Here is a 19763-nt window from a genome sequence, read left to right as displayed (position 1 = left end):
TGCAATGAATATCAACCTCACATTGATTGGTCAAGCGATTGCGTTTGCATTCTTTGTTGCATTCTGCATGAAGTTTGTTTGGCCACCACTAATCAATGCGATTAGTGAGCGTCAGCGTAAAATCGCTGATGGCTTAAATGCAGCAGAAAAAGCGAAAGCTGACCTTGCCGATGCACAAGCGCAAGTTAAGCAAGAACTTGATGCAGCTAAAGCACAAGCGGCTCAATTGATCGAACAAGCGAACCGTCGTGCAGCGCAATTGATCGAAGAAGCTCGTACTCAAGCTGCGGCTGAAGGTGAGCGTATTCGTCAACAGGCTAAAGAAGCTGTTGATCAAGAAATCAATTCTGCTCGCGAAGAATTACGTCAACAAGTAGCTGCTTTGGCAGTAACTGGTGCAGAAAAAATCCTGAACCAGCAAGTTGATGCAGAAGCTCATAACGCCATGCTGTCTCAGCTGGCTGCTAAACTTTAAGCGAGGCGAATTATGGCTGAACTCTTGACGTTGGCACGTCCGTATGCCAAAGCAGCATTTGCTTATGCTTCTGAGCAAGGTGCAACAGACAATTGGTCGAATGCGTTACAAGTGCTCAGTGCTGCGGTGCAAGACGAAGCATTTTCCGCTTATTTAAATCGCCCTGAACTTACTCCTGCGGAGCAAGTGAAGCTTTTTGCTAAAGTTTTAGGTGAAGATCAATCTCAAGCAGTGTCTAACTTTTTGACACTTCTTGCAGATAACGATCGTTTAATGCTGTTACCTGAAATTGAAGCAGAATATGAACAGCTTAAATCACAGAATAACAACAATGTGGATGTCGTGATTGAATCGGCTTTCCCGTTAACTGCTGAACAAGAGCAACTGTTGAAATCTGCTTTAGAAAAGCGTTTTAACAGTACAGTAACTGTTTCAGTTGAAGTTAAACCTGAGCTTATTGCAGGTGTTGTAATTCGTGCAGGCGATCAAGTGATAGATGATTCTGCGCTTAACAAGCTTGAAAAAATGCGTACTCGTCTTCTTGCATAATGCAAATGATGAAGACTGAACTAATAAAAGATTGAGGAATAGCGCAATGCAACAACTGAATCCATCCGAGATCAGTGCGCTCATTAAACAGCGTATCGGAGATCTGGACACCAGCGCGACCGCTAAAAACGAAGGTACCATTGTTATGGTATCCGACGGTATCGTGCGCATTCACGGTCTTGCTGATGCAATGTACGGTGAAATGATCGAATTCGACGGCGGCTTATTTGGTATGGCACTGAACCTAGAACAGGATTCAGTGGGTGCCGTTGTTTTAGGTAACTACCTAAGCCTTCAAGAAGGTCAAAAAGCTCGTTGTACAGGTCGTGTATTAGAAGTTCCAGTTGGTCCTGAACTTCTTGGCCGTGTTGTCGACGCTTTGGGTAACCCAATTGATGGTAAAGGCCCAATTGATGCGAAATTAACTGATGCTGTTGAAAAAGTAGCACCAGGCGTAATTTGGCGTCAATCTGTAGATGAGCCTGTTCAAACTGGTTATAAATCAGTTGATACCATGATTCCTGTTGGTCGTGGCCAACGTGAGTTGATCATCGGTGACCGTCAAACTGGTAAAACAGCGATGGCGATCGATGCGATTATCGCTCAGAAAAACTCTGGCATTAAATGTGTATACGTTGCGATTGGTCAAAAACAATCAACAATTGCAAACGTTGTACGTAAGCTAGAAGAAACTGGCGCTATGGCGTATACAACTGTTGTTGCTGCTGCGGCTGCTGATCCTGCTGCAATGCAGTACTTAGCTCCGTACTCTGGCTGTACAATGGGTGAGTACTTCCGTGACCGCGGTGAAGACGCTCTTATTATTTATGATGATTTGTCTAAGCAAGCTGTTGCTTACCGTCAAATTTCATTACTTTTACGTCGTCCACCAGGTCGTGAAGCGTATCCAGGTGACGTATTCTATCTTCACTCACGTCTTCTTGAACGTGCTTCTCGTGTATCTGCTGACTACGTTGAGAAATTCACTAATGGTGCAGTAACTGGTCAAACTGGTTCTTTAACTGCATTGCCAATTATTGAAACTCAAGCAGGTGACGTATCTGCATTCGTACCAACGAACGTAATTTCGATTACTGACGGTCAGATCTTCTTAGAAACATCATTATTCAACGCAGGTATTCGTCCTGCTGTGAACGCGGGTATCTCTGTATCTCGTGTTGGTGGTTCTGCTCAAACCAAGATCATCAAAAAATTGTCTGGTGGTATCCGTACTGCTTTAGCACAATACCGTGAATTGGCTGCGTTTGCTCAGTTCTCTTCTGACCTTGATGAAGCAACTCGTAAGCAACTTGAACATGGTCAACGTGTAACTGAGTTAATGAAGCAAAAACAATATGCTCCTTACTCAATTGCTGACCAAGCTGTTTCTGTTTATGCATCTAACGAAGGCTACATGGCTGACGTAGAAGTTAAGAAAATCGTAGACTTTGATGCTGCGTTAATTTCTTACTTCCGCTCAGAATATGCTCCGTTGATGAAACAAATCGATGAAACTGGTGATTACAACAAAGACATCGAAGCAGCAATCAAAGCAGGTATTGAAAGCTTTAAAGCGACTCAAACTTACTAAGTTTAGTTTTAGTTAAGTTTGGTTCACGGATCAACCTTCGGAAGCTCGAAAGAGCTTTCGAATACTAGGTTAAGCGTATGGCAAATTTAAAAGAAATTCGCGCCAAAGTAGCTAGTATCAAGAGCACGCAAAAGATTACTCGCGCGATGCAAATGGTAGCTGCTTCTAAAATGCGTCGTGCGCAAGAGCGCATGGCTCAGGGCCGTCCGTATGCCGATAATATGCGCCGTGTAATTGCTCACTTGGTACAAGCAAACCCTGAATACAAACACCGTTATATGGTTGACCGCCCAGTTAAGCGTGTTGGCTATATCGTAGTGTCTTCAGATCGTGGTTTGGCAGGTGGCTTGAACATTAACTTGTTCAAGAAAGTTGTGCAGCATGTCAAAGCACAACAACAGCAGTCAATTGAAGTTGAATTTGCTTTAATTGGTCAAAAAGCGGTTTCGTTTTTTAAGAATTACGGCGGTAAAGTGCTCGGTGCAACTACCCAACTTGGCGATGCGCCGAGTTTGGAACAGTTAACTGGCTCAGTCCAAGTTATGCTTGATGCATTTGATAAAGGCGAATTAGATCGTATCTATCTCGTATCAAATGGCTTCGTTAATGCAATGACTCAGCAGCCTAAAGTAGAACAACTTGTTCCTTTAGCACCAGCAGAAGAAGGCGATGATCTCAACCGTACTTATGGTTGGGACTATATCTACGAACCAGAAGCAGAAGAATTGTTAAATGGTTTGTTGGTTCGCTATATCGAGTCTATGGTTTATCAAGGTGTGATTGAAAACGTTGCATGTGAGCAGTCAGCTCGTATGGTCGCGATGAAAGCAGCGACAGACAACGCAGGACAATTGATTAAAGACCTACAACTCATTTACAACAAGCTGCGTCAAGCCGCGATTACTCAGGAAATTTCCGAGATCGTTGGCGGTGCCGCTGCCGTTTAACATTATTAAGTTTGAATTGAGGAGACAGCAATGAGTAGCGGTCGTATCATTCAGATCATCGGCGCGGTTATCGACGTCGAGTTTGAGCGCAATAGCGTTCCTAAGATCTATGACGCTCTCCAAGTTGACGGTACTGAAACTACATTAGAAGTTCAGCAACAGCTTGGCGATGGTGTTGTTCGTACCATCGCAATGGGTTCTACAGAAGGTCTTAAACGTGGCCTTAATGTAACTAGCACAAATGCACCGATTTCTGTTCCAGTAGGTCCAGCTACGCTTGGTCGTATCATGGACGTTTTGGGCCGCCCAATTGATGAAGCAGGTCCTGTAGCGACTGAAGAGCGTTTGCCGATTCACCGTCAAGCCCCTTCTTATGCTGAACAAGCAGCTTCTACTGATCTTTTAGAAACTGGTATTAAAGTAATTGACTTACTTTGCCCGTTCGCAAAAGGTGGTAAAGTTGGTCTATTCGGTGGTGCTGGTGTTGGTAAAACCGTTAACATGATGGAGTTGATCAACAACATCGCGAAAGCTCACTCAGGTTTATCTGTGTTTGCTGGTGTTGGTGAGCGTACTCGTGAAGGTAACGACTTCTATCACGAAATGAAAGATTCTAACGTTCTTGACAAAGTAGCAATGGTCTACGGTCAGATGAACGAGCCACCAGGTAACCGTTTACGCGTAGCGTTAACTGGTTTGACTATGGCTGAATACTTCCGTGATCAAAAAGACGAAAATGGTAAAGGTCGTGACGTATTATTATTCGTCGACAACATCTACCGTTATACACTTGCGGGTACTGAAGTATCAGCATTGTTAGGTCGTATGCCATCTGCGGTAGGTTACCAACCTACACTTGCAGAAGAAATGGGTGTTCTTCAAGAGCGTATTACATCTACTAAATCTGGTTCGATCACATCGATCCAAGCGGTATATGTACCTGCCGATGACTTAACAGATCCATCTCCTGCAACTACATTTGCTCACTTAGATGCAACAGTAGTATTGAGCCGTGACATCGCATCTTCTGGTATCTATCCAGCGATCGATCCACTTGACTCAACTTCACGTCAGTTAGACCCATTAGTTGTTGGTCAAGAGCACTATGAAATTGCGCGTGCAGTACAAAACGTATTGCAACGTTATAAAGAGCTTAAAGACATCATCGCAATCTTGGGTATGGATGAATTAGCTGAAGAAGATAAATTGGTTGTTTACCGTGCGCGTAAAATCCAACGTTTCTTCTCTCAACCATTCCACGTAGCTGAAGTGTTTACTGGTGCTCCTGGTAAATTAGTACCGCTTAAAGAAACGATTCGTGGCTTTAAAGGTCTATTAGCTGGTGAATACGATCACATCCCAGAACAAGCGTTCTATATGGTTGGTGGTATTGACGAAGTGATTGCTAAAGCTGAGAAACTCTAATTTAAGGAGATCATCTCATGGCGACTATGCAATGTGATGTCGTAAGTGTTAAAGAGTCTATTTACTCTGGCGCAGTAACGATGTTAATCGCGAAAGGTGCTGGTGGTGAGCTTGGTATTTTGCCAGGACATGCTCCACTTGTAACCTTGCTTCAACCGGGCCCGATTCGTGTTCAGTTGGAAAATGGTACAGAAGAAATCGTCTATGTATCTGGCGGTGTTTTAGAAGTTCAACCTCATGTTGTAACGGTTCTTGCAGATACTGCAATCCGTGCAGACAACTTGGATGAAGCGGCAATTTTAGAAGCACGTAAAAATGCTGAACAATTGCTTGCAAACCAAAAGAGTGATTTGGACTCAGCTGCTGCGTTGGCTGCCTTGGCAGAAACAGCTGCACAGCTTGAAACTATCCGTAAAATCAAAAACCGCGCACTATAATTGCCGGTTTGAGATTGAAAAAGCCACCGTAAGGTGGCTTTTTTTATACGTTGTTTTTTTAAGATTCAGTTTTTGAATCTGACTTTTCATCTCCTGCCATAATCATGGCAGCAAGCTTCACCATATCCATTTGAATGGTATTAAGCTGTTTTTCAATTTGGTCAAAATTGATTTGATCTAATTTCCCATTGAGTAATGGCATGCTAAGAGCTTGTTGGTTGGCATGTAATAAACTTTGGCGAATATTCTCAATTTCCTGACTTTTGATATCTAAAGTCAAAAGTGCTTGATTTAAACCTTCTAGTTGCTGTTTTAACGTAGTGACAGTAGTTTTTAGTTCATTCTGATTCTTATCTTGGATGGCTTGTTCAACATCAAGCTGAGTATCTTTAAGCTGTTCAACATAGTCACCAGCTTTAAGCTGTAAATTAGCAGCGTCGCGGACCATATAAAAAATATTGCCGCTTTTAAGTTCGGCTTTGTTGGGTGCAATTTCTGACTCTTGTTGTTCAATGTTTTGGTCAGCTGCCTGTTCAGCTATTTCAGTTTTTTCTTGTTCGGTAGCATGGTCTTGTGCCTGATCACACCCGAGTAAAAGCATGCCTGAGGCAAAAATTACAAAAGGAAGAAATGCGCCCTGTAAAATTTTTTTCATAACTACAAACAACATCAAATAAAGCAAATGGATACTATAGGCATAAAATATGAAGAAAGATTGTATTTTTGCAAACGAACAACACTTTGAGGAGAGCATAAAAAAGAGCGTATAAAACGCCCTTTCTCATATTTTAAAATATTATTTTGCTAACTCTGCTTCAACTGCTTTAACGATTTGTTCATCGTCTGCTGTTAGGTTTGGAGCAAAGCGAGCTACGACTTCGCCATTTTTATTAATTAAAAACTTTTCGAAGTTCCATAAAACTTCTGGAGCAGGGTTGGTTGGAATACCTAAGCCTTCTAAACGCTCACGGAAAGGACCTTCACCAGTGCGTTCCGGCTGAGCCGCTGTCAAAGTTTGGTAAAGTGGGTGCTTATCTTCGCCGACTACAGAAACCTTAGAAAATAAAGGGAAATGAACATCATAATTTAATGAACAGAACTGTTGAATTTCTTCATCAGAACCTGGTTCTTGCTCTTTAAAGTTATTTGCTGGGAAACCTAAAATTTCAAGACCTTGGTCTTTTTTTGCTTGGTAAAGTTTTTCTAAGCCTTCGTATTGTGGAGTTAAACCACATTTAGAAGCAGTATTTACGATAAGTAGAACTTTACCTTTATATTGTTCAAGATCGACCGTTTCGCCTGAAATAGCTTTTACTGGAATGTGATATACAGATTGTGTCATGAGTCTTTCCTAAAGATTGTAATTGATATCAAGTAACGCATTTGTTTTAACTGCTATTGAAGGGTAGTGCAATAATATTCGTGTTCAAAAAAGAAAAAGTTTTTAAAGATAAACTGAATTCTAGTTATTTCTGATTTGGATAGGTGTTTGCCCAGTGTAACGTTTAAAAAATTCAATAAAACTTGAGCTATGTTGATAACCTAAATCATATGCTAAACGCTTGATAGGCGTCCCTTGGCGAATCTGATGAATGGCATAAATAATTTTGGCTCGGTTACGCCATTCGGACAACGAAAGCTGAAGCTCTTGTTGACTCAAACGTAATAAGTGGCGATCACTGACCGAAAAGTTTTGTAGCAACTGCTGTAAAGAGTGATCAAAAAGTAATGGATCTGAAAGTTTTTCTAAAATAGGCAATAAAACAGGATGCCGTGTTTGCGGTAAATAATGCGAATATGCAGGAGCTTGTTTGAGTTGATCGAATAAAACTTGTAAAAGATGTTCTAAATATTCAGGTTGTTCGGTTTGTTTTTGCTGCTCTAGAATTTGTAAAACTAAAGTGCGAAAAAAAGGCTGAATACTAAAGCATCGACAGCTATTTCCTAAAATAGAGCATAGGCGAGGGTGCAGTCGAATACAGATATAATGAATTTCATGGTCGATATGGGTTGACTGATGAACAGTTTGAGGTGGAATCCAAAGACCATAGCTAGGTGGAGAAAGATATAGCTGTTCTTCAATCTCCATTTCTAATATGCCATTTAAACTGAAATTAAAATCTCCCCAAAGAGATGCATGAGGACGAACAATATCTTCTTTTTGGTATAGAAATTCATGAACTTCTATACTGTTTAATAATGAAAATTGCTGATCCTCATTGTTCATCTATATGCTCTGACTCATATTTTAATTTTCACAAGTAGCTTTAGGGTTATTAAGACCTTTCGCTAAGGTAAATGTACTCAGTAATGCTAGGGCAACAAAGCTTAATACACCATAAATTAAAGTATTTTCATTGAAATGATCAACCACATATCCCCCTAATAATGAACCTGTCGCAATCATCACCTGAAACATACCTACAAAAAGCGGCATACCTTTTTCAACTGCATTTGGCGCATGTACAAACATCCAAATATTCGCTGAGGTAGGGAAGGCACCAAATGCAAATCCCCATAACGCGGTTAAGACAATAGCACCAAACTCATGAACGGCAAAAAGAGGAAATCCAAAGAATACGATTGCAAAGCATGTACCCACAAAAGCTAATGTATAACGGACATTTAGATTCCCACTATATCCGGCAAAAGCATTTCCGAAAATACCAGCAATTCCATAGAGCAATAATAATGAACTAATGGTTGTTCCATTAAAACCGGCAACATTTTTAAAGAAAGGGGCTAAATAGCTATAGGCACAGAAATGAGCAAGTCCGATCAATAAAACAATCAACATGCCACTACGTGCTTTGGGAGTACGTAATAGTGCTGGTAAGTCTTTCAGGTGAATTGCCGAGTCTGGAATAAGTTTAGGTAAAAAGATTAATTGTAAGATTAAAACAATTAAGCCAATTCCTGCTGTAATTCCAAAAGCACTACGCCAGCCATAAAACTCGCTTAACCAAGTTCCAATCGGTACACCTAGAACTGTAGCAAAAGTCACACCTGCCATCACGACCGCAGTTGCTTTAGCAATAGGAAGATGCGAAGGAGCTAATTTTCCACTTAGAGCAATGGCGGTCGCCCAGAAACCACCAATTGAAATACCTAAAATTAAGCGGCTTAACAATAAAATATGAAAGTTTTCAGCAAATGCGGTAATGGTATTGGCAATAACCATAATAGCTGTCAGCAAGATAAGCACATAACGCCGATCAAGTTGTTTTACTGATACAGGCAATAGAGGGGCTGCAATTGCTGCCATAATGCCGGGTACTGTAATAATCAGGCCTGCTGTACCTACAGAAATATTTAAATCAGTTGCGACACTATTTAGAACACCAACAGGTAAAAATTCACTTGTTACTAATGCAAATGCTGCGATAGAAACGGCCAAAATGGCAAACCAGCTTCCTTGAGTAGAGGTCGTGGGTCGCGCTTTAGAGATAGACGATTGGTCCATAGGAAATCCTTACTTGGCTAAATTTGGAGTAAAGAAAGGCAATTTATTAATTAACTAACGATCATTATGAAAATAAAATAGTTGATAAAAAATCGAACGTCAATTAATTTAATAACGATTGTTATAAAAATAGATGTGATCTTTATGACAAATAGGCATGAAACGAATTTAGCTGTTACAGAAGATACGCTGAAAAAAAAGCGCGGACGTCCTAAATGCTTTGATGAACAAGAGGTTTTGCAAAAAGCAATGTTGCTCTTTTGGGAGCATGGCTATGAAGCAACGTCTATTAGCGATTTAACGCATGCTTTGGAAATTACAGCACCAAGCCTATACAGTGCCTTTGGCGACAAAGAAGGGCTGTTTTACAGAAGTGTTGATTATTATTTAGCTCATGAAGGATGTCCGATTGACACTATATTTGTAGAAGCAAAAACTGCAAAAATTGCTGTTGAGTTATATCTTTATGACATTGTTAAAAGATTGGTTCAGCCGAATAAGCCAGCAGGTTGTATGGTGGTCGTTGCTGCGATGAACTGCTCTGATGCAACTCAAGATGTACAGCAAAATCTATTAGATAAGCGCATAAAGACAAAAGAAAAATTATTAAAACGTCTTCAGCAAGGGGTAGAGCAAGGGGATTTATCTTCTCATGCACCTTTACAGGAAATGACTGATTTTTATACTACTGTCATTCAAGGCCTTACCATTCAAGCAAGAGACGGTGCGAGTAGCGAGCAATTACATAAAGTGGTAGGTCATGCCGTGAAAGCTTGGACATTATTCTAAAAAGGATAATGTCCTAAGTTCGATATCAATGTCGGAAATACGATATTTCAATTTATTAAGACATTCTTCAAAATAAAACCATCTTTTGTAGATGGTGTATTGCTATGAGTCAGGTCATGAAATATCACAAATGGGCGTTTATTTTTCCCATTTTGGCAGTATTGATTTGGTCTTTAAATATTGTAGTCACCCGCTATGTCTCGGATTATATCTCTCCGGTAAGTATTAGTTTTTATCGGTGGTTAATCGCTTTTATTATTTTGACTCCATTTATGTTTATGTCTGTGTGGAGACAAAGACGACTAGTCATACCCTATTTACCTAAGCTTGCTGTGTTAAGTGCATTTGGGATGGTGCTTTATCAAGGCTTAGCTTATACGGCTGCCCATTATACCAGTGCAACCAATATGGGAATTGTGAATGCATTTATTCCCATCTTTACGATCTTTGTTTCGCTTGCCATTTTAAAAGATGTGCCTAATCGCTTTGCAGTTTTTGGCAGTATTCTATCTTTTGCAGGTTTGCTATATGTCATGTCCCAAGGAAATATTAATAAGCTTTTAAGTGGTGGCGGACACCTTGGTGATGCTTTGATGATTATTGCCGTATTCTTCTATGCATTTTATGGAGTATTCCTTAAAAAATGGCAGTTGCCACTACCAATTATGACAAGCTTATATGTTCAGATTGGATTTTCTGTCATATTTCATATTCCTTTAATTCTCTGGTTTGGACTCGATGCTTTAAATGTAGAAAATGCACCAAGTGCTATTTATGCAGGTGTATTTGCTTCACTTATTGCGCCTTTAGTTTGGATGTTAGCTGTTCAACAACTCGGTCCTAATAGAACAAGTATTTTTATGAACTTGGTGCCTGTCTTTACAGCAGTTATTGCAAGCGTCTGGTTGTCTGAGCAGTGGACCATTTATCATACGTTAGGTGGGATTGTTATTTTAATTGGTATCATTATGGCTCAGAAGAAGGTGAGTCCTAAAAAGAGCGAATTAATGCAAGAACAAAACTAAAGTTGCTAAAAAAACTATGGCATATTTTGAAAAAAACTCATAAAAATATGCCAATTTTTTCTTAGTTAAAGTTTTTCTATATGATTTATAAATAGTTTATAGAAATAGGTTGTAATATAAATATTAAAAAAGCCGAGTAAAAATATTAATATAATTTTAATTTATAGGCAAAAAACCGCAAATTCCCTACACTTTTCATGCTTTTTTTAGAGAAATAATATATTTCTCTCATTGAATCTCTTACCACATAATAGCGGCCACTACGAAAGGCGCTCTTTTCTTTGTAAATTACCTTTTGTTCCACAGATATCCAAACCCTCTGGATGTGGTATATACCCATCCTTTTTTATGCTCAGTTATCCCTATATAACTGAGCTTTTTTTTGTTTGAAATTAGGCGCGAATAATCTCTCTGGTAAGAGCGTTAATGATTCGGCTTGGTTGTTGGCTCTGGCCTAAGTCACCATTCAGATAGTTTAATTGTGAACCAAAGTATTGGCAGGCATCCTGTAGTGAGTGTGCAGGTTCTTGTCCACTTGGGTTCGCACTAGTCGAGACAATAAAGCCATGAAAAGCATTGCATAATGCCACACATAAAGGATGTGTAGTGACTCGAACAGCGACAAGTGGATGCTCACCTTTAATCCATGAAGGAATATGTTCACCAGCAGGTAATAGCCAAGTTGTTGCTCTTTCTGAAGGTTGATGATTAGTCCAACAATCAATAATTTCTTGTTGAGTTGTTTGAGGTAGAGAAGTTAGTAGGTGCTCAACTTGGTTAATATGACCTGCTAATAAAATTACACCCTTTTCAATAGGCCTTTGCTTTAGTTCAAGAATCTTTTGAAAAGCTTGCTCATTAAAAGGGTCGCAACCTAGCCCCCAAACTGCCTCAGTTGGATATGCCAAAACTTGACCTTGTTGTAAACATTGGGCTGCTTCGGTAACTGAGGTGGTAATCATGGTAATACTCTTCCTTTCAATCAGACAGAATTGCTATTGTGCGCTCCAATACTAAGAACGACAACGTAAATACAATCCTGATTGTTGCATACATAAACCAAGTAGTTCTAGTTCCATCAGTGAAGAGGTGAGTTCTGCAACAGGCTGAGAGTGATGTAAAACAAGCTGATCAATATTTTGTCCGACCCAGTCTAAAGATTGATAAAGGTTAATTAAATGCTCAGGAATTTCTGGAGTACTAGAAACTACAGCCTCCTCGGTGGAGTTTTGTTGCTGACTTTGCCATTGAGTGGGTAAAGCAAGGTCTTCAATAATTTGTTCAGGATGATCGACTAAAATTGCTCCCTCACGAATAAGTTGATGGCAACCTTGATGAAACTCACTGTAAATATGACCAGGAATGGCAAATACAGTCTTACCTTGTTCGGCAGCTTTGTTCGCAGTGATGAGAGAACCACTTTTTAAGGTAGCTTCTACCACTAACACGCCTAAACTCAAACCGCTGACAATTCGGTTTCTACGTGGGAAATGCTGTTGTAATGGGGGTGTTCCAGGCAAAAATTCAGTAATAATCGCGCCGTTTTGAGCCAAAATATGTTCTGCAAGTTTTTTATTTTGAGCAGGGTAGGTACTGTCTAAACCAGTTCCTGTTACTGCAATTGTACGTTGATGTGCTGATGCTCCTTGGTGAGCAGCTTCATCAATCCCATATGCCAAGCCACTACTCACATAAAAACCTTTTTCACTTAAGTAATAGGCAAAATCATAAGCAACCTGACGACCATGTGGGCTTGGTTTTCGGCTACCTACAATCGCAATTTGTGGTTGCAACAAAGCTTGAGCTTGGCCTTTTCCAAAAATGATAGGTGGATGATCTGTATAAGGTAATAACTGAGCGGGATAACCTGAGTCATCTGCCGTTAAAATAAAGTCGGTATATTGCTGGATCTGCTCAGTTAGTTTTTCAAACTGAGCTTGACCCTGAGCAGTTTGAAATTCATCTACGCGTTTTAAATGATTAGCATGTAACCCGAGATTGCGCCATTGAGATAATCCAGCAGGTTGGACCGCCTTTTCACAGCTACCAAAATAATCGACAATTTTTTTAAAGCTGACTAAAGAGTGTTGCACCAAATACCACACTTTAAGCGTGTGGTAATGGTGTGAAGAAAGTTGAGTAAGCATTGTAAAAGGTACATCCAGCATTAATCATTAAAGCGGGGTGGCTGGATGCTTGAACCAACTTTAACTGGTAAATCGCTTTCTAATACGTAGGCATAACTCAACTGATCAAAAGTTCTAAAGACCATCAGACTACCAATTTGTTGTCCTGGTAACTGTATTGGTTCTTTGGTTTTAGGATCTCGAATGGTTTCACCTTGTTGCGTAATATCAAAAACTTGTCCTACTTGAATACCTTGTGCCGTACCGCGATCTAAAGTGACCACACTATTTTTGGCAGCAGTACCAATTGAGCCCATTACACGAATAATTTTGCCGCCGTCCGTCACCTGAGTGGCATCTACCGGATAAAACAAAGTAGGCAATGTTGCTTCTTCTTCTGGCATTACCCGATCACCACGACGTACTTCAGAATTGTAGCTATCAGTTAACTCAAGCGTGGTAATGTCTTTTTCAGAAGAGATCGCAATCCCTGAGGCAACTTGTTGTAGCTCAATACCTAGACTGTGCTTTTTGCCTTTATTATCGGTGAAATAATAAGGTTCACCTTCACGATAAACTGCGTAACGTTGACCATCAATTAAACCTTGTCCGCGCGCATAAATAGTTTGACCTTTTGCTGCAAGTACACGTTGATCGGCAGTACCGACTACATAAGGAGTGTGTTGAATTGCATCGATAGGTAGAATAGTGCTGTGTTCTAACCATTGTTTGATATGTTCAAGGGGAATAACAGGTACGTTATTGTTAAGTGACTCCACACGAACTTGAGGTTGTAAATTTGTCATTTGGCCTGTGTAACGGCGAATAATGCCGACACAGCCATCTCCCTCATCTTTACCGATCAATGGGCGGCCATCTAAACTACACAGCAGTAATCGATCACCAGGATAAATCCAGTGTGGATTTTTGACATGCTGATTGTTTGCCCAAATTTCAGGCCAGCGCCAAGGTTTACTCAGAAAATGACCGGAAATATCCCATAGCGTATCTCCTCGTTTTACAACGTAGACATGTGGTGCATTACTTTTAAGAGAGGGTGGATTATGGTTCGGACTAGCAGCATAAGTCTCTGCTACCGTACTGAATGCAACCCCTGTAAAAAGTGCCAAAGCAAGTAAATGCTTTTTTATCCCCAAAGCATGAAATTGAACCATGCCGTCAAAAACCTTTTTCATTATGATAATTCCTAAAAATTATGCGTGCAGATGCGTTATAATAGGCGGCTAACACACAATTTTTCGATGAAGTATTTCCTTCATTTGGTTTTTCAATCAATGGCATAAGTGAGGACGTCAGTATGGCCTTATTACCTATTTTAAGTTTTCCTGATCCCCGTCTTCGTACCATTGCTAAGCCTGTTGAAGAAGTTACTGATGAAATTCGTCAACTTGCAGCAGATATGCTTGAAACCATGTATGCGGCACCGGGTATTGGTTTAGCAGCTTCTCAGGTCGATCGTCATATTCAGCTTATCGTCATAGATTTGTCTGAATCTAAAGATGACCCTATGGTTTTCATTAACCCCAAAATAACTCCACTGACAGAAGATAAGCAGCAGTACGAAGAAGGCTGCCTATCGGTGCCACAAATATACGACAAAGTTGAGCGCCCGTCACGTGTGAAAATTGAGGCAATTAACCTTGAAGGTCAAGCATTTGAGTTAGAAGCTGATGGACTTCTCGCTGTTTGTATCCAACATGAAATGGATCACTTAAATGGCAAATTATTTGTGGATTATTTGTCGCCACTTAAACGTCAGCGTGCTCGAGAAAAAGTCGAAAAAGTTGTTCGTCAACGTGAGCGTGAAAAAGTTGCAGTAAAACGTTAAAAATTTCTATTCTTGAAACATTAATGTAGTGTGGATGTGATTTTTGGTTTTTCGTAGTGGCTTACTGCTTGCATGTGCAGCAGTATTTTTACAGGTTGCGGTATTTCTACAGCCGCTATTACCGAAGCAGTATCAAATTGCTCCGGTCTGTGAAACTATTACCCTCGCTTTGCTTAAACCTAAAGCACAAATGGAAACCATGTCACATGCCATGCATTCACATCATGAACATCCTGTTGAACAGGCTCAAGCCTCTGAGCAACATGATCATCATGATGCAAATCACCAGTGTCAATATTGTACCGTCTATGCCAATCTGGTTTTGCCACCTGAATTTGGCGTAAAAGAAGTTTTAGTCCGCATACAAGTCCGCTTAGTCGCTTATCAACAAGCATTTAGACATGTCTACTTTGCACTACAGCGACTTTTTTTACTCCCGCAAGGGCGTGCACCACCTCTATTTGCATAAATAAAAGCAATTTTTTGTTGGGGTCTTAACTGACTTCGATATCACTTTATTTATGTTTTAGAGCGTATAAAAATGCCACATTCTAAATTTTTACTACAACCTTTATGGGTTGCGATGTTTGCTGTCTCTCATTCGGGGCTAGTTTTTGCTAATTCAGAAAAAAATGATGCCGATACTAAAGCGCTTCACTCATTAGCACCTATTGTTGTTACAGCACAACAAGGCAACGATGCAAATGGCTTGATTGTACATGCAGACCCGAAACAGCCCATTCAGCCAGTGCCTGCTACAGATGGTGCAGACTACCTACAAAGTATTATGGGTTTTAACTCAATACAAAGCGGTGGAACCAATGGTGATATGACCTTCCGAGGCATGTTTGGTTCACGCATCAAAATTCTAACTGATGGAACTGAAAATTTAGGTGCATGCCCAAACCGTATGGATGCACCGACTTCCTACATTTCACCAGAAAGTTATGATCGTATTTCTGTGATTAAAGGCCCGCAAACAGTTCAATATGCCAATACAGGTTCTGCTGCAACAGTCCTTTTTGAGCGTCAGCCTGAACAGCTCACCACAGAAAAACCTTATCGGGGTCAAGCGAGTGTCTTGCTAGGTTCATTTGGACGTATTGATCATAATGTTGAAGCGGCAATTGGCGATGAGAAAAAATATATCCGTTTAAATGCCAACCGTTCAGAGTCGAATAGTTATCAAGATGGTGATGGAAATACCGTGCCGTCAGCATGGAAAAAGTGGAATGCTGATGTAGCGCTTGGCTTTACTCCAGATGAAAACACGTGGGTCGAAATCACGGGTGGGAAATCTGATGGTGAATCGCTTTATGCTGGACGTTCAATGGATGGTTCTCAGTTTGCGCGTGAAAGTTTAGGGCTTCGTTTTGAAAAGAAAAATATCACTGATGTGATCAAGAAAATTGAAGGGCAGGTGAACTACAGCTATAACGACCATATTATGGATAACTTTAGTTTGCGCACACCGCCATTAGTTGAAATGAATCATGGTGGTATGACCATGCTGATGCCGAATCCAATGGCAATGCAAGTGACACGCCGTACATTAAACTCACGTTTGGCAATGACTTCTGAATGGAACAAATGGAGTTTGATCACAGGCGTTGACTCTCAATTTAATAAACATGGCGGTAGCATGTCATCGCCAACAATGCCTTCTATGAATATTCCATATCGCCAAGATATGCGTTTTCAATCATATGGTGCTTTTGGCGAACTCGGCTATCAATGGAACGATTTCAACAAAATGGTTGCAGGTGCACGTTTAGATCGAGTTACAGTTGAAGATGAGCGTGCTGATTCTGAAGCAAAAGGCTTTAATACTAAACTTGAAAAGACTTTACCGAGTGCATTTGTCCGTTGGGAAAATAAGCATCCAGAGCATGACCTAAAAAGCTATATTGGTTTAGGTTATGTAGAGCGTATGCCTGATTATTGGGAACTTTTCTCGCCTAAACATGGTAACGCTGGCTCAACTAATACTTTTAACGGTGTGAATCCTGAAAAAACATTACAGTTAGATCTAGGTTTTCAGCAACAGCATGGTGCTTTAAACACATGGGCTTCTGCTTATGCAGGTTTGGTGGATGACTACATTTTAATGAGTTATCACCATCACCCAAGTACTGGAATGGGTGGGCATGATATGAGTCATGATATTACTGCGGGTGCCAAGAATGTCGATGCAACCATTGCAGGTGCGGAAGCGGGTATTGGATATCAATTTACCGATCATATTCAGGCAGATTTGAGTGCGATGTATGCATGGGGTAAGAACACCACAGATGACAAACCACTACCTCAAATTTCACCTTTAGAAGGTCGCCTAAATATTCGCTATGTGGCTGATAAATATAATTTAGGATTATTATGGCGAGCGGTTGCTGAGCAAAACCGCGTGAGTCTACATCAAGGTAATATCGTAGGATATGACTTAAAACCAAGTAAAGGTTTCTCGACTCTTTCTCTAAACGGAAGTTACAACCTTCGTAAAGATATCGATGTCTCTGTTGGCATTGATAACGTATTAGATAAGACCTATACCGAACACTTAAATAAAGCGGGTAGTGCAGGTTTTGGATTTGCGAGTGAAGAGCAGTTTAACAATATCGGAAGAAACTACTGGGTCCGTATGAGCATGAAATTTTAAAAAGCTTAGCGAATTAAATGAACTGAAAATATTAATTTAAAGAGAGAAATGAAATGACTGATAAATTATCACCTGAACAGTCTTGGTGGGGATGGAAGTTACTTATTGTGGCTTCTATTCTGAGTTTATTGTTTATGATTGTTTTTTACTTGGCGATCAACAATGAACCTGACTACATGCCAAGTCAAAAAAAGAAGCAGATGACGGAGTCACACGAGCAAATGAATCACGCTGAAATGCACAGTTCATCAGCTCAATAAGTTCCTTAATATTTGAAAATGGAAGTCTAATTAACGGGCTTCCATTTTTGTTTTTAAGTTTTAAAAGTTATTGATGCATACTCGCTAAGGTTTTTGCCTTACCTTGATTCTGATAAAGCGTTAAGCCAAGTTTTTGTATATTACGGCCTGATTTAGATAAAAACTTTTCAACTTTTGGTGAAAGCTTTGCACCATTATAAAGTAGTGAATTACGCACAATTAGATAATAAGCAAACCATGAGGCAGACTGCTGAGGCAATCCGAGTAGTTTCATTCTCTTCTTGCCAATAAAAAATTGGGTAAGTTCTAAATGTTGTCGATAAGCAAGCTTCTGCTGCAAAGAACGTAAATGTAGATATTTTCTCTCAAAAGGCTCTTTGGATAAGCTTGATCCTAACTCAACACTGCTGTGATCGGAGCGAGGGTGAGCAAACTGCATCCAGTAAAGTAACCTCCAACCCTCAGATTCAGATTGAATAAGCCATTTTTCATCAATACCCATCAACCAGCCAACATAACGCCAAAAATGTAGAAAACTCTTGGCTTCTTGTTTGGTCGGCCATACACCCAAAGCTCTAATACCGAGTAAAACTACACTGCTAAAAGCCAAATTAGTCATTGCTAAATCAAATTGATTAAGTGGAATTCCCCAAACCTCACTATTCCAACGATCAGACTTTTTTAATTGTCGGCGAACGAGTGCATGAATAAAGCGAACATAAATCGTTGAAGTAAAACCTGCGCTTAAACGGACAAGTCCTTGAGGTTCAGTAATATCGACCCACCATTTTGTGGTTTCAGCTAAACGAGTACCCGCCTGTTTCTTTAATGCACCCGTTAAAATTAGCGGCTGATTAAATCCCGGATATAAATATCCCGCCATTAAGGATAGATCTCTAAGAATAAAACCATTATTTATTCCTAAACGATGAGTAAATTTAACAGCCTCATCAATTTGACGCTCATCTAACCATCCAGGCTTTTGTTCAATGTAATTAAAGAAATTTTCTAACTCGGTAGGTATAGGCTCAGATAGATTATCGCGGCCTTGAAATAATATCTTCTCAAAAATCATGCGGTGATCTTTGGGATTTTGCATAACCCAATCAATCACCTGATCCATTTCAATATCCCCTTCATAAAGAGCATGTTGTAAAGACATATATTCCGTATAGTTTGGTTGTACAGGTTTTTCACAACAGATATTTAAAAACTGAGTAAAAAAATTGCTGTCTTGCATGTCATTAAAAGAAGCAAGTCGAGTCGGGCTAATCATTTGCATATCGTTACTTACTTATTGAACTGAATAATAAATAGGCTAATATGAATAATTATTCGCATTCAATTCGCATTTAACGAATAAAAACGATGAGAAAAGCCCCACAGCAACAGCGTTCAAAAATTATTGTTGACCATATTTTAGAGGCGACACAGCAGTGTATCGCCCAGTATGGATTACTACATACGACGACGCCTAAAATTGCAGAGAAATCTGGAGTAAGTGTTGGGTCGATTTACCAATACTTTGAGAATAAAGATCAAATCATAGAAGAACTATTGCGCCGTAAAAGCGAATTGCTGGGGCTACAACTTAAAGAATTAGTTGTGCGACAAGGAAATATTCCTTTAGAGCTGCTCATTCCCTTAGCAATAGAGTTGGGATTTAATGCATTAAAAGCCGATCATGGATTTTTTATAGAAGTGCTGAAACACTGGCATGACTATAGTCATTCGCAAGCTGCTCAGATTTTAGAAAAGCATTTTTTTGAAGTAGGGTTATATACATTCAGTAGAAATCCTCATCAGTGGGACTTCGAACAGGTAAAGCATAAATCCTTTGTAATTATTAATAGTACGCTTTTTACGATGATGCGATATGTAAGCCAAAACAATTTTCTTATCTCAGAACAACAACTTAAACGCGAATTATCGAGCATGATACTGGCTTATTTAAGTCAAAAATAAAAAATTAAAATAATTATCAATATAAAACAATAGCTTAATTCGTGTGGTGGTTTAAAAGTAAACGCTCAAGTCATTAATTTTTAATTTTCGCTTGCAAAGGGGATGAGATGGTCTATAATGCACATCCATCGGCGGTGATGCAGATAGAAACTTGTTGAAAAACAGTTACTTGAGATTAGATTGGTTGCTTTAAGTGATGAATTTGA

The 19763-nt window shown here is 39.8% G+C and carries 20 protein-coding genes and 1 pseudogene; 13 read left to right on the top strand and 8 right to left on the bottom strand.

From position 1 onward, the window contains the following. Positions 1–4 precede the first annotated feature (4 nt). From MKL51_RS15020 to MKL51_RS14995, 6 genes are all read left to right on the top strand, one after another. The gene (locus MKL51_RS15020) at positions 5–475 is read left to right on the top strand and encodes a F0F1 ATP synthase subunit B (RefSeq protein WP_001024691.1); all 471 of its coding nucleotides are present in this window, start codon (positions 5–7) and stop codon (positions 473–475) included. A 12-nt stretch (positions 476–487) separates the two neighbouring features. Further along, positions 488–1024, top strand: coding sequence for a F0F1 ATP synthase subunit delta (locus MKL51_RS15015; protein ID WP_002114070.1), 537 nt, complete (start codon positions 488–490; stop codon positions 1022–1024). 46 nt (positions 1025–1070) lie between these two features. Further along, the gene (atpA, locus tag MKL51_RS15010; RefSeq protein WP_270904345.1) at positions 1071–2615 is read left to right on the top strand and encodes a F0F1 ATP synthase subunit alpha; all 1545 of its coding nucleotides are present in this window, start codon (positions 1071–1073) and stop codon (positions 2613–2615) included. A 77-nt stretch (positions 2616–2692) separates the two neighbouring features. After that, complete coding sequence (gene atpG / locus MKL51_RS15005; RefSeq protein ID WP_002114131.1) at positions 2693–3562, top strand: F0F1 ATP synthase subunit gamma; 870 nt, start codon at positions 2693–2695, stop codon at positions 3560–3562. Positions 3563–3592: 30 nt separating this feature from the next. Further along, complete coding sequence (gene atpD, locus MKL51_RS15000) at positions 3593–4987, top strand: F0F1 ATP synthase subunit beta (RefSeq protein WP_002114045.1); 1395 nt, start codon at positions 3593–3595, stop codon at positions 4985–4987. Between the two features lie 17 nt (positions 4988–5004). Further along, positions 5005–5424 (top strand): F0F1 ATP synthase subunit epsilon, encoded by a 420-nt coding sequence (locus tag MKL51_RS14995; protein WP_002114076.1) that lies wholly within the window; start codon positions 5005–5007, stop codon positions 5422–5424. Between the two features lie 58 nt (positions 5425–5482). On the opposite strand, the gene MKL51_RS14990 is transcribed toward MKL51_RS14995, so the two are convergent. The 4 genes from MKL51_RS14990 to MKL51_RS14975 form a co-directional block, all read right to left on the bottom strand. Further along, positions 5483–6079, bottom strand: coding sequence for a hypothetical protein (locus MKL51_RS14990; RefSeq protein WP_005804755.1), 597 nt, complete (start codon positions 6077–6079; stop codon positions 5483–5485). 141 nt (positions 6080–6220) lie between these two features. Beyond that, entirely contained in the window at positions 6221–6766 is a 546-nt protein-coding gene (locus tag MKL51_RS14985) for a glutathione peroxidase (RefSeq protein WP_005072014.1), read from the bottom strand. Between the two features lie 120 nt (positions 6767–6886). Continuing rightward, positions 6887–7651, bottom strand: a complete 765-nt coding sequence (locus tag MKL51_RS14980; protein WP_005804753.1) for an AraC family transcriptional regulator — start codon at positions 7649–7651, stop codon at positions 6887–6889. 21 nt (positions 7652–7672) lie between these two features. Continuing rightward, positions 7673–8887: an MFS transporter gene (locus tag MKL51_RS14975; protein WP_005804752.1), complete on the bottom strand. Its 1215-nt coding sequence runs from the start codon at positions 8885–8887 to the stop codon at positions 7673–7675. 135 nt (positions 8888–9022) lie between these two features. Here MKL51_RS14975 and MKL51_RS14970 point away from each other — a divergent pair, with 135 nt between their 5' ends. Continuing rightward, positions 9023–9676, top strand: coding sequence for a TetR/AcrR family transcriptional regulator (locus MKL51_RS14970; RefSeq protein WP_079377716.1), 654 nt, complete (start codon positions 9023–9025; stop codon positions 9674–9676). 104 nt (positions 9677–9780) lie between these two features. Next, positions 9781–10701, top strand: a complete 921-nt coding sequence (locus MKL51_RS14965; RefSeq protein WP_002114137.1) for a DMT family transporter — start codon at positions 9781–9783, stop codon at positions 10699–10701. Between the two features lie 392 nt (positions 10702–11093). Here the strand turns inward: MKL51_RS14965 and MKL51_RS14960 are convergent, their stop codons facing one another. Genes MKL51_RS14960 through MKL51_RS14950 form a run of 3 tightly spaced genes read right to left on the bottom strand, consistent with a single transcriptional unit; the run spans position 11094 to position 14023 of the window. Further along, complete coding sequence (locus MKL51_RS14960; protein ID WP_005804750.1) at positions 11094–11663, bottom strand: L-threonylcarbamoyladenylate synthase; 570 nt, start codon at positions 11661–11663, stop codon at positions 11094–11096. A gap of 51 nt (positions 11664–11714) precedes the next feature. Next, positions 11715–12848 carry a DNA-processing protein DprA gene (gene dprA, locus MKL51_RS14955; protein WP_005804749.1) on the bottom strand — a complete coding sequence of 378 codons (1134 nt, stop codon included), beginning with the start codon at positions 12846–12848 and terminating at the stop codon, positions 11715–11717. 20 nt (positions 12849–12868) lie between these two features. Further along, positions 12869–14023, bottom strand: a complete 1155-nt coding sequence (locus tag MKL51_RS14950) for a LysM peptidoglycan-binding domain-containing protein (RefSeq protein ID WP_005804748.1) — start codon at positions 14021–14023, stop codon at positions 12869–12871. A gap of 122 nt (positions 14024–14145) precedes the next feature. Here MKL51_RS14950 and def point away from each other — a divergent pair, with 122 nt between their 5' ends. From def to MKL51_RS14930, 4 genes are all read left to right on the top strand, one after another. Continuing rightward, entirely contained in the window at positions 14146–14676 is a 531-nt protein-coding gene (def, locus tag MKL51_RS14945) for a peptide deformylase (RefSeq protein ID WP_002114101.1), read from the top strand. A 43-nt stretch (positions 14677–14719) separates the two neighbouring features. Then, complete coding sequence (locus MKL51_RS14940) at positions 14720–15145, top strand: DUF2946 family protein (protein WP_005804747.1); 426 nt, start codon at positions 14720–14722, stop codon at positions 15143–15145. A 72-nt stretch (positions 15146–15217) separates the two neighbouring features. After that, positions 15218–17332 (top strand): TonB-dependent copper receptor, encoded by a 2115-nt coding sequence (locus MKL51_RS14935; protein ID WP_017482415.1) that lies wholly within the window; start codon positions 15218–15220, stop codon positions 17330–17332. Positions 17333–17385: 53 nt separating this feature from the next. Then, complete coding sequence (locus tag MKL51_RS14930; RefSeq protein WP_005804745.1) at positions 17386–17592, top strand: hypothetical protein; 207 nt, start codon at positions 17386–17388, stop codon at positions 17590–17592. 67 nt (positions 17593–17659) lie between these two features. On the opposite strand, the gene MKL51_RS14925 is transcribed toward MKL51_RS14930, so the two are convergent. Then, a complete protein-coding gene (locus tag MKL51_RS14925) occupies positions 17660–18874 on the bottom strand; it encodes an oxygenase MpaB family protein (RefSeq protein ID WP_017482416.1) in 1215 nt (404 codons plus the stop codon). Positions 18875–18960: 86 nt separating this feature from the next. Here MKL51_RS14925 and MKL51_RS14920 point away from each other — a divergent pair. Next, positions 18961–19531, top strand: a pseudogene (locus MKL51_RS14920) (TetR/AcrR family transcriptional regulator). Positions 19532–19763: the final 232 nt, after the last annotated feature.

This window comes from Acinetobacter sp. AOR18_HL, assembly GCF_027855145.1.
GTDB classification, from domain to species: domain Bacteria; phylum Pseudomonadota; class Gammaproteobacteria; order Pseudomonadales; family Moraxellaceae; genus Acinetobacter; species Acinetobacter pittii.
Note: the sequence above shows the minus strand (reverse complement) of the source record. Positions and strands in the feature narration are given on the sequence as shown.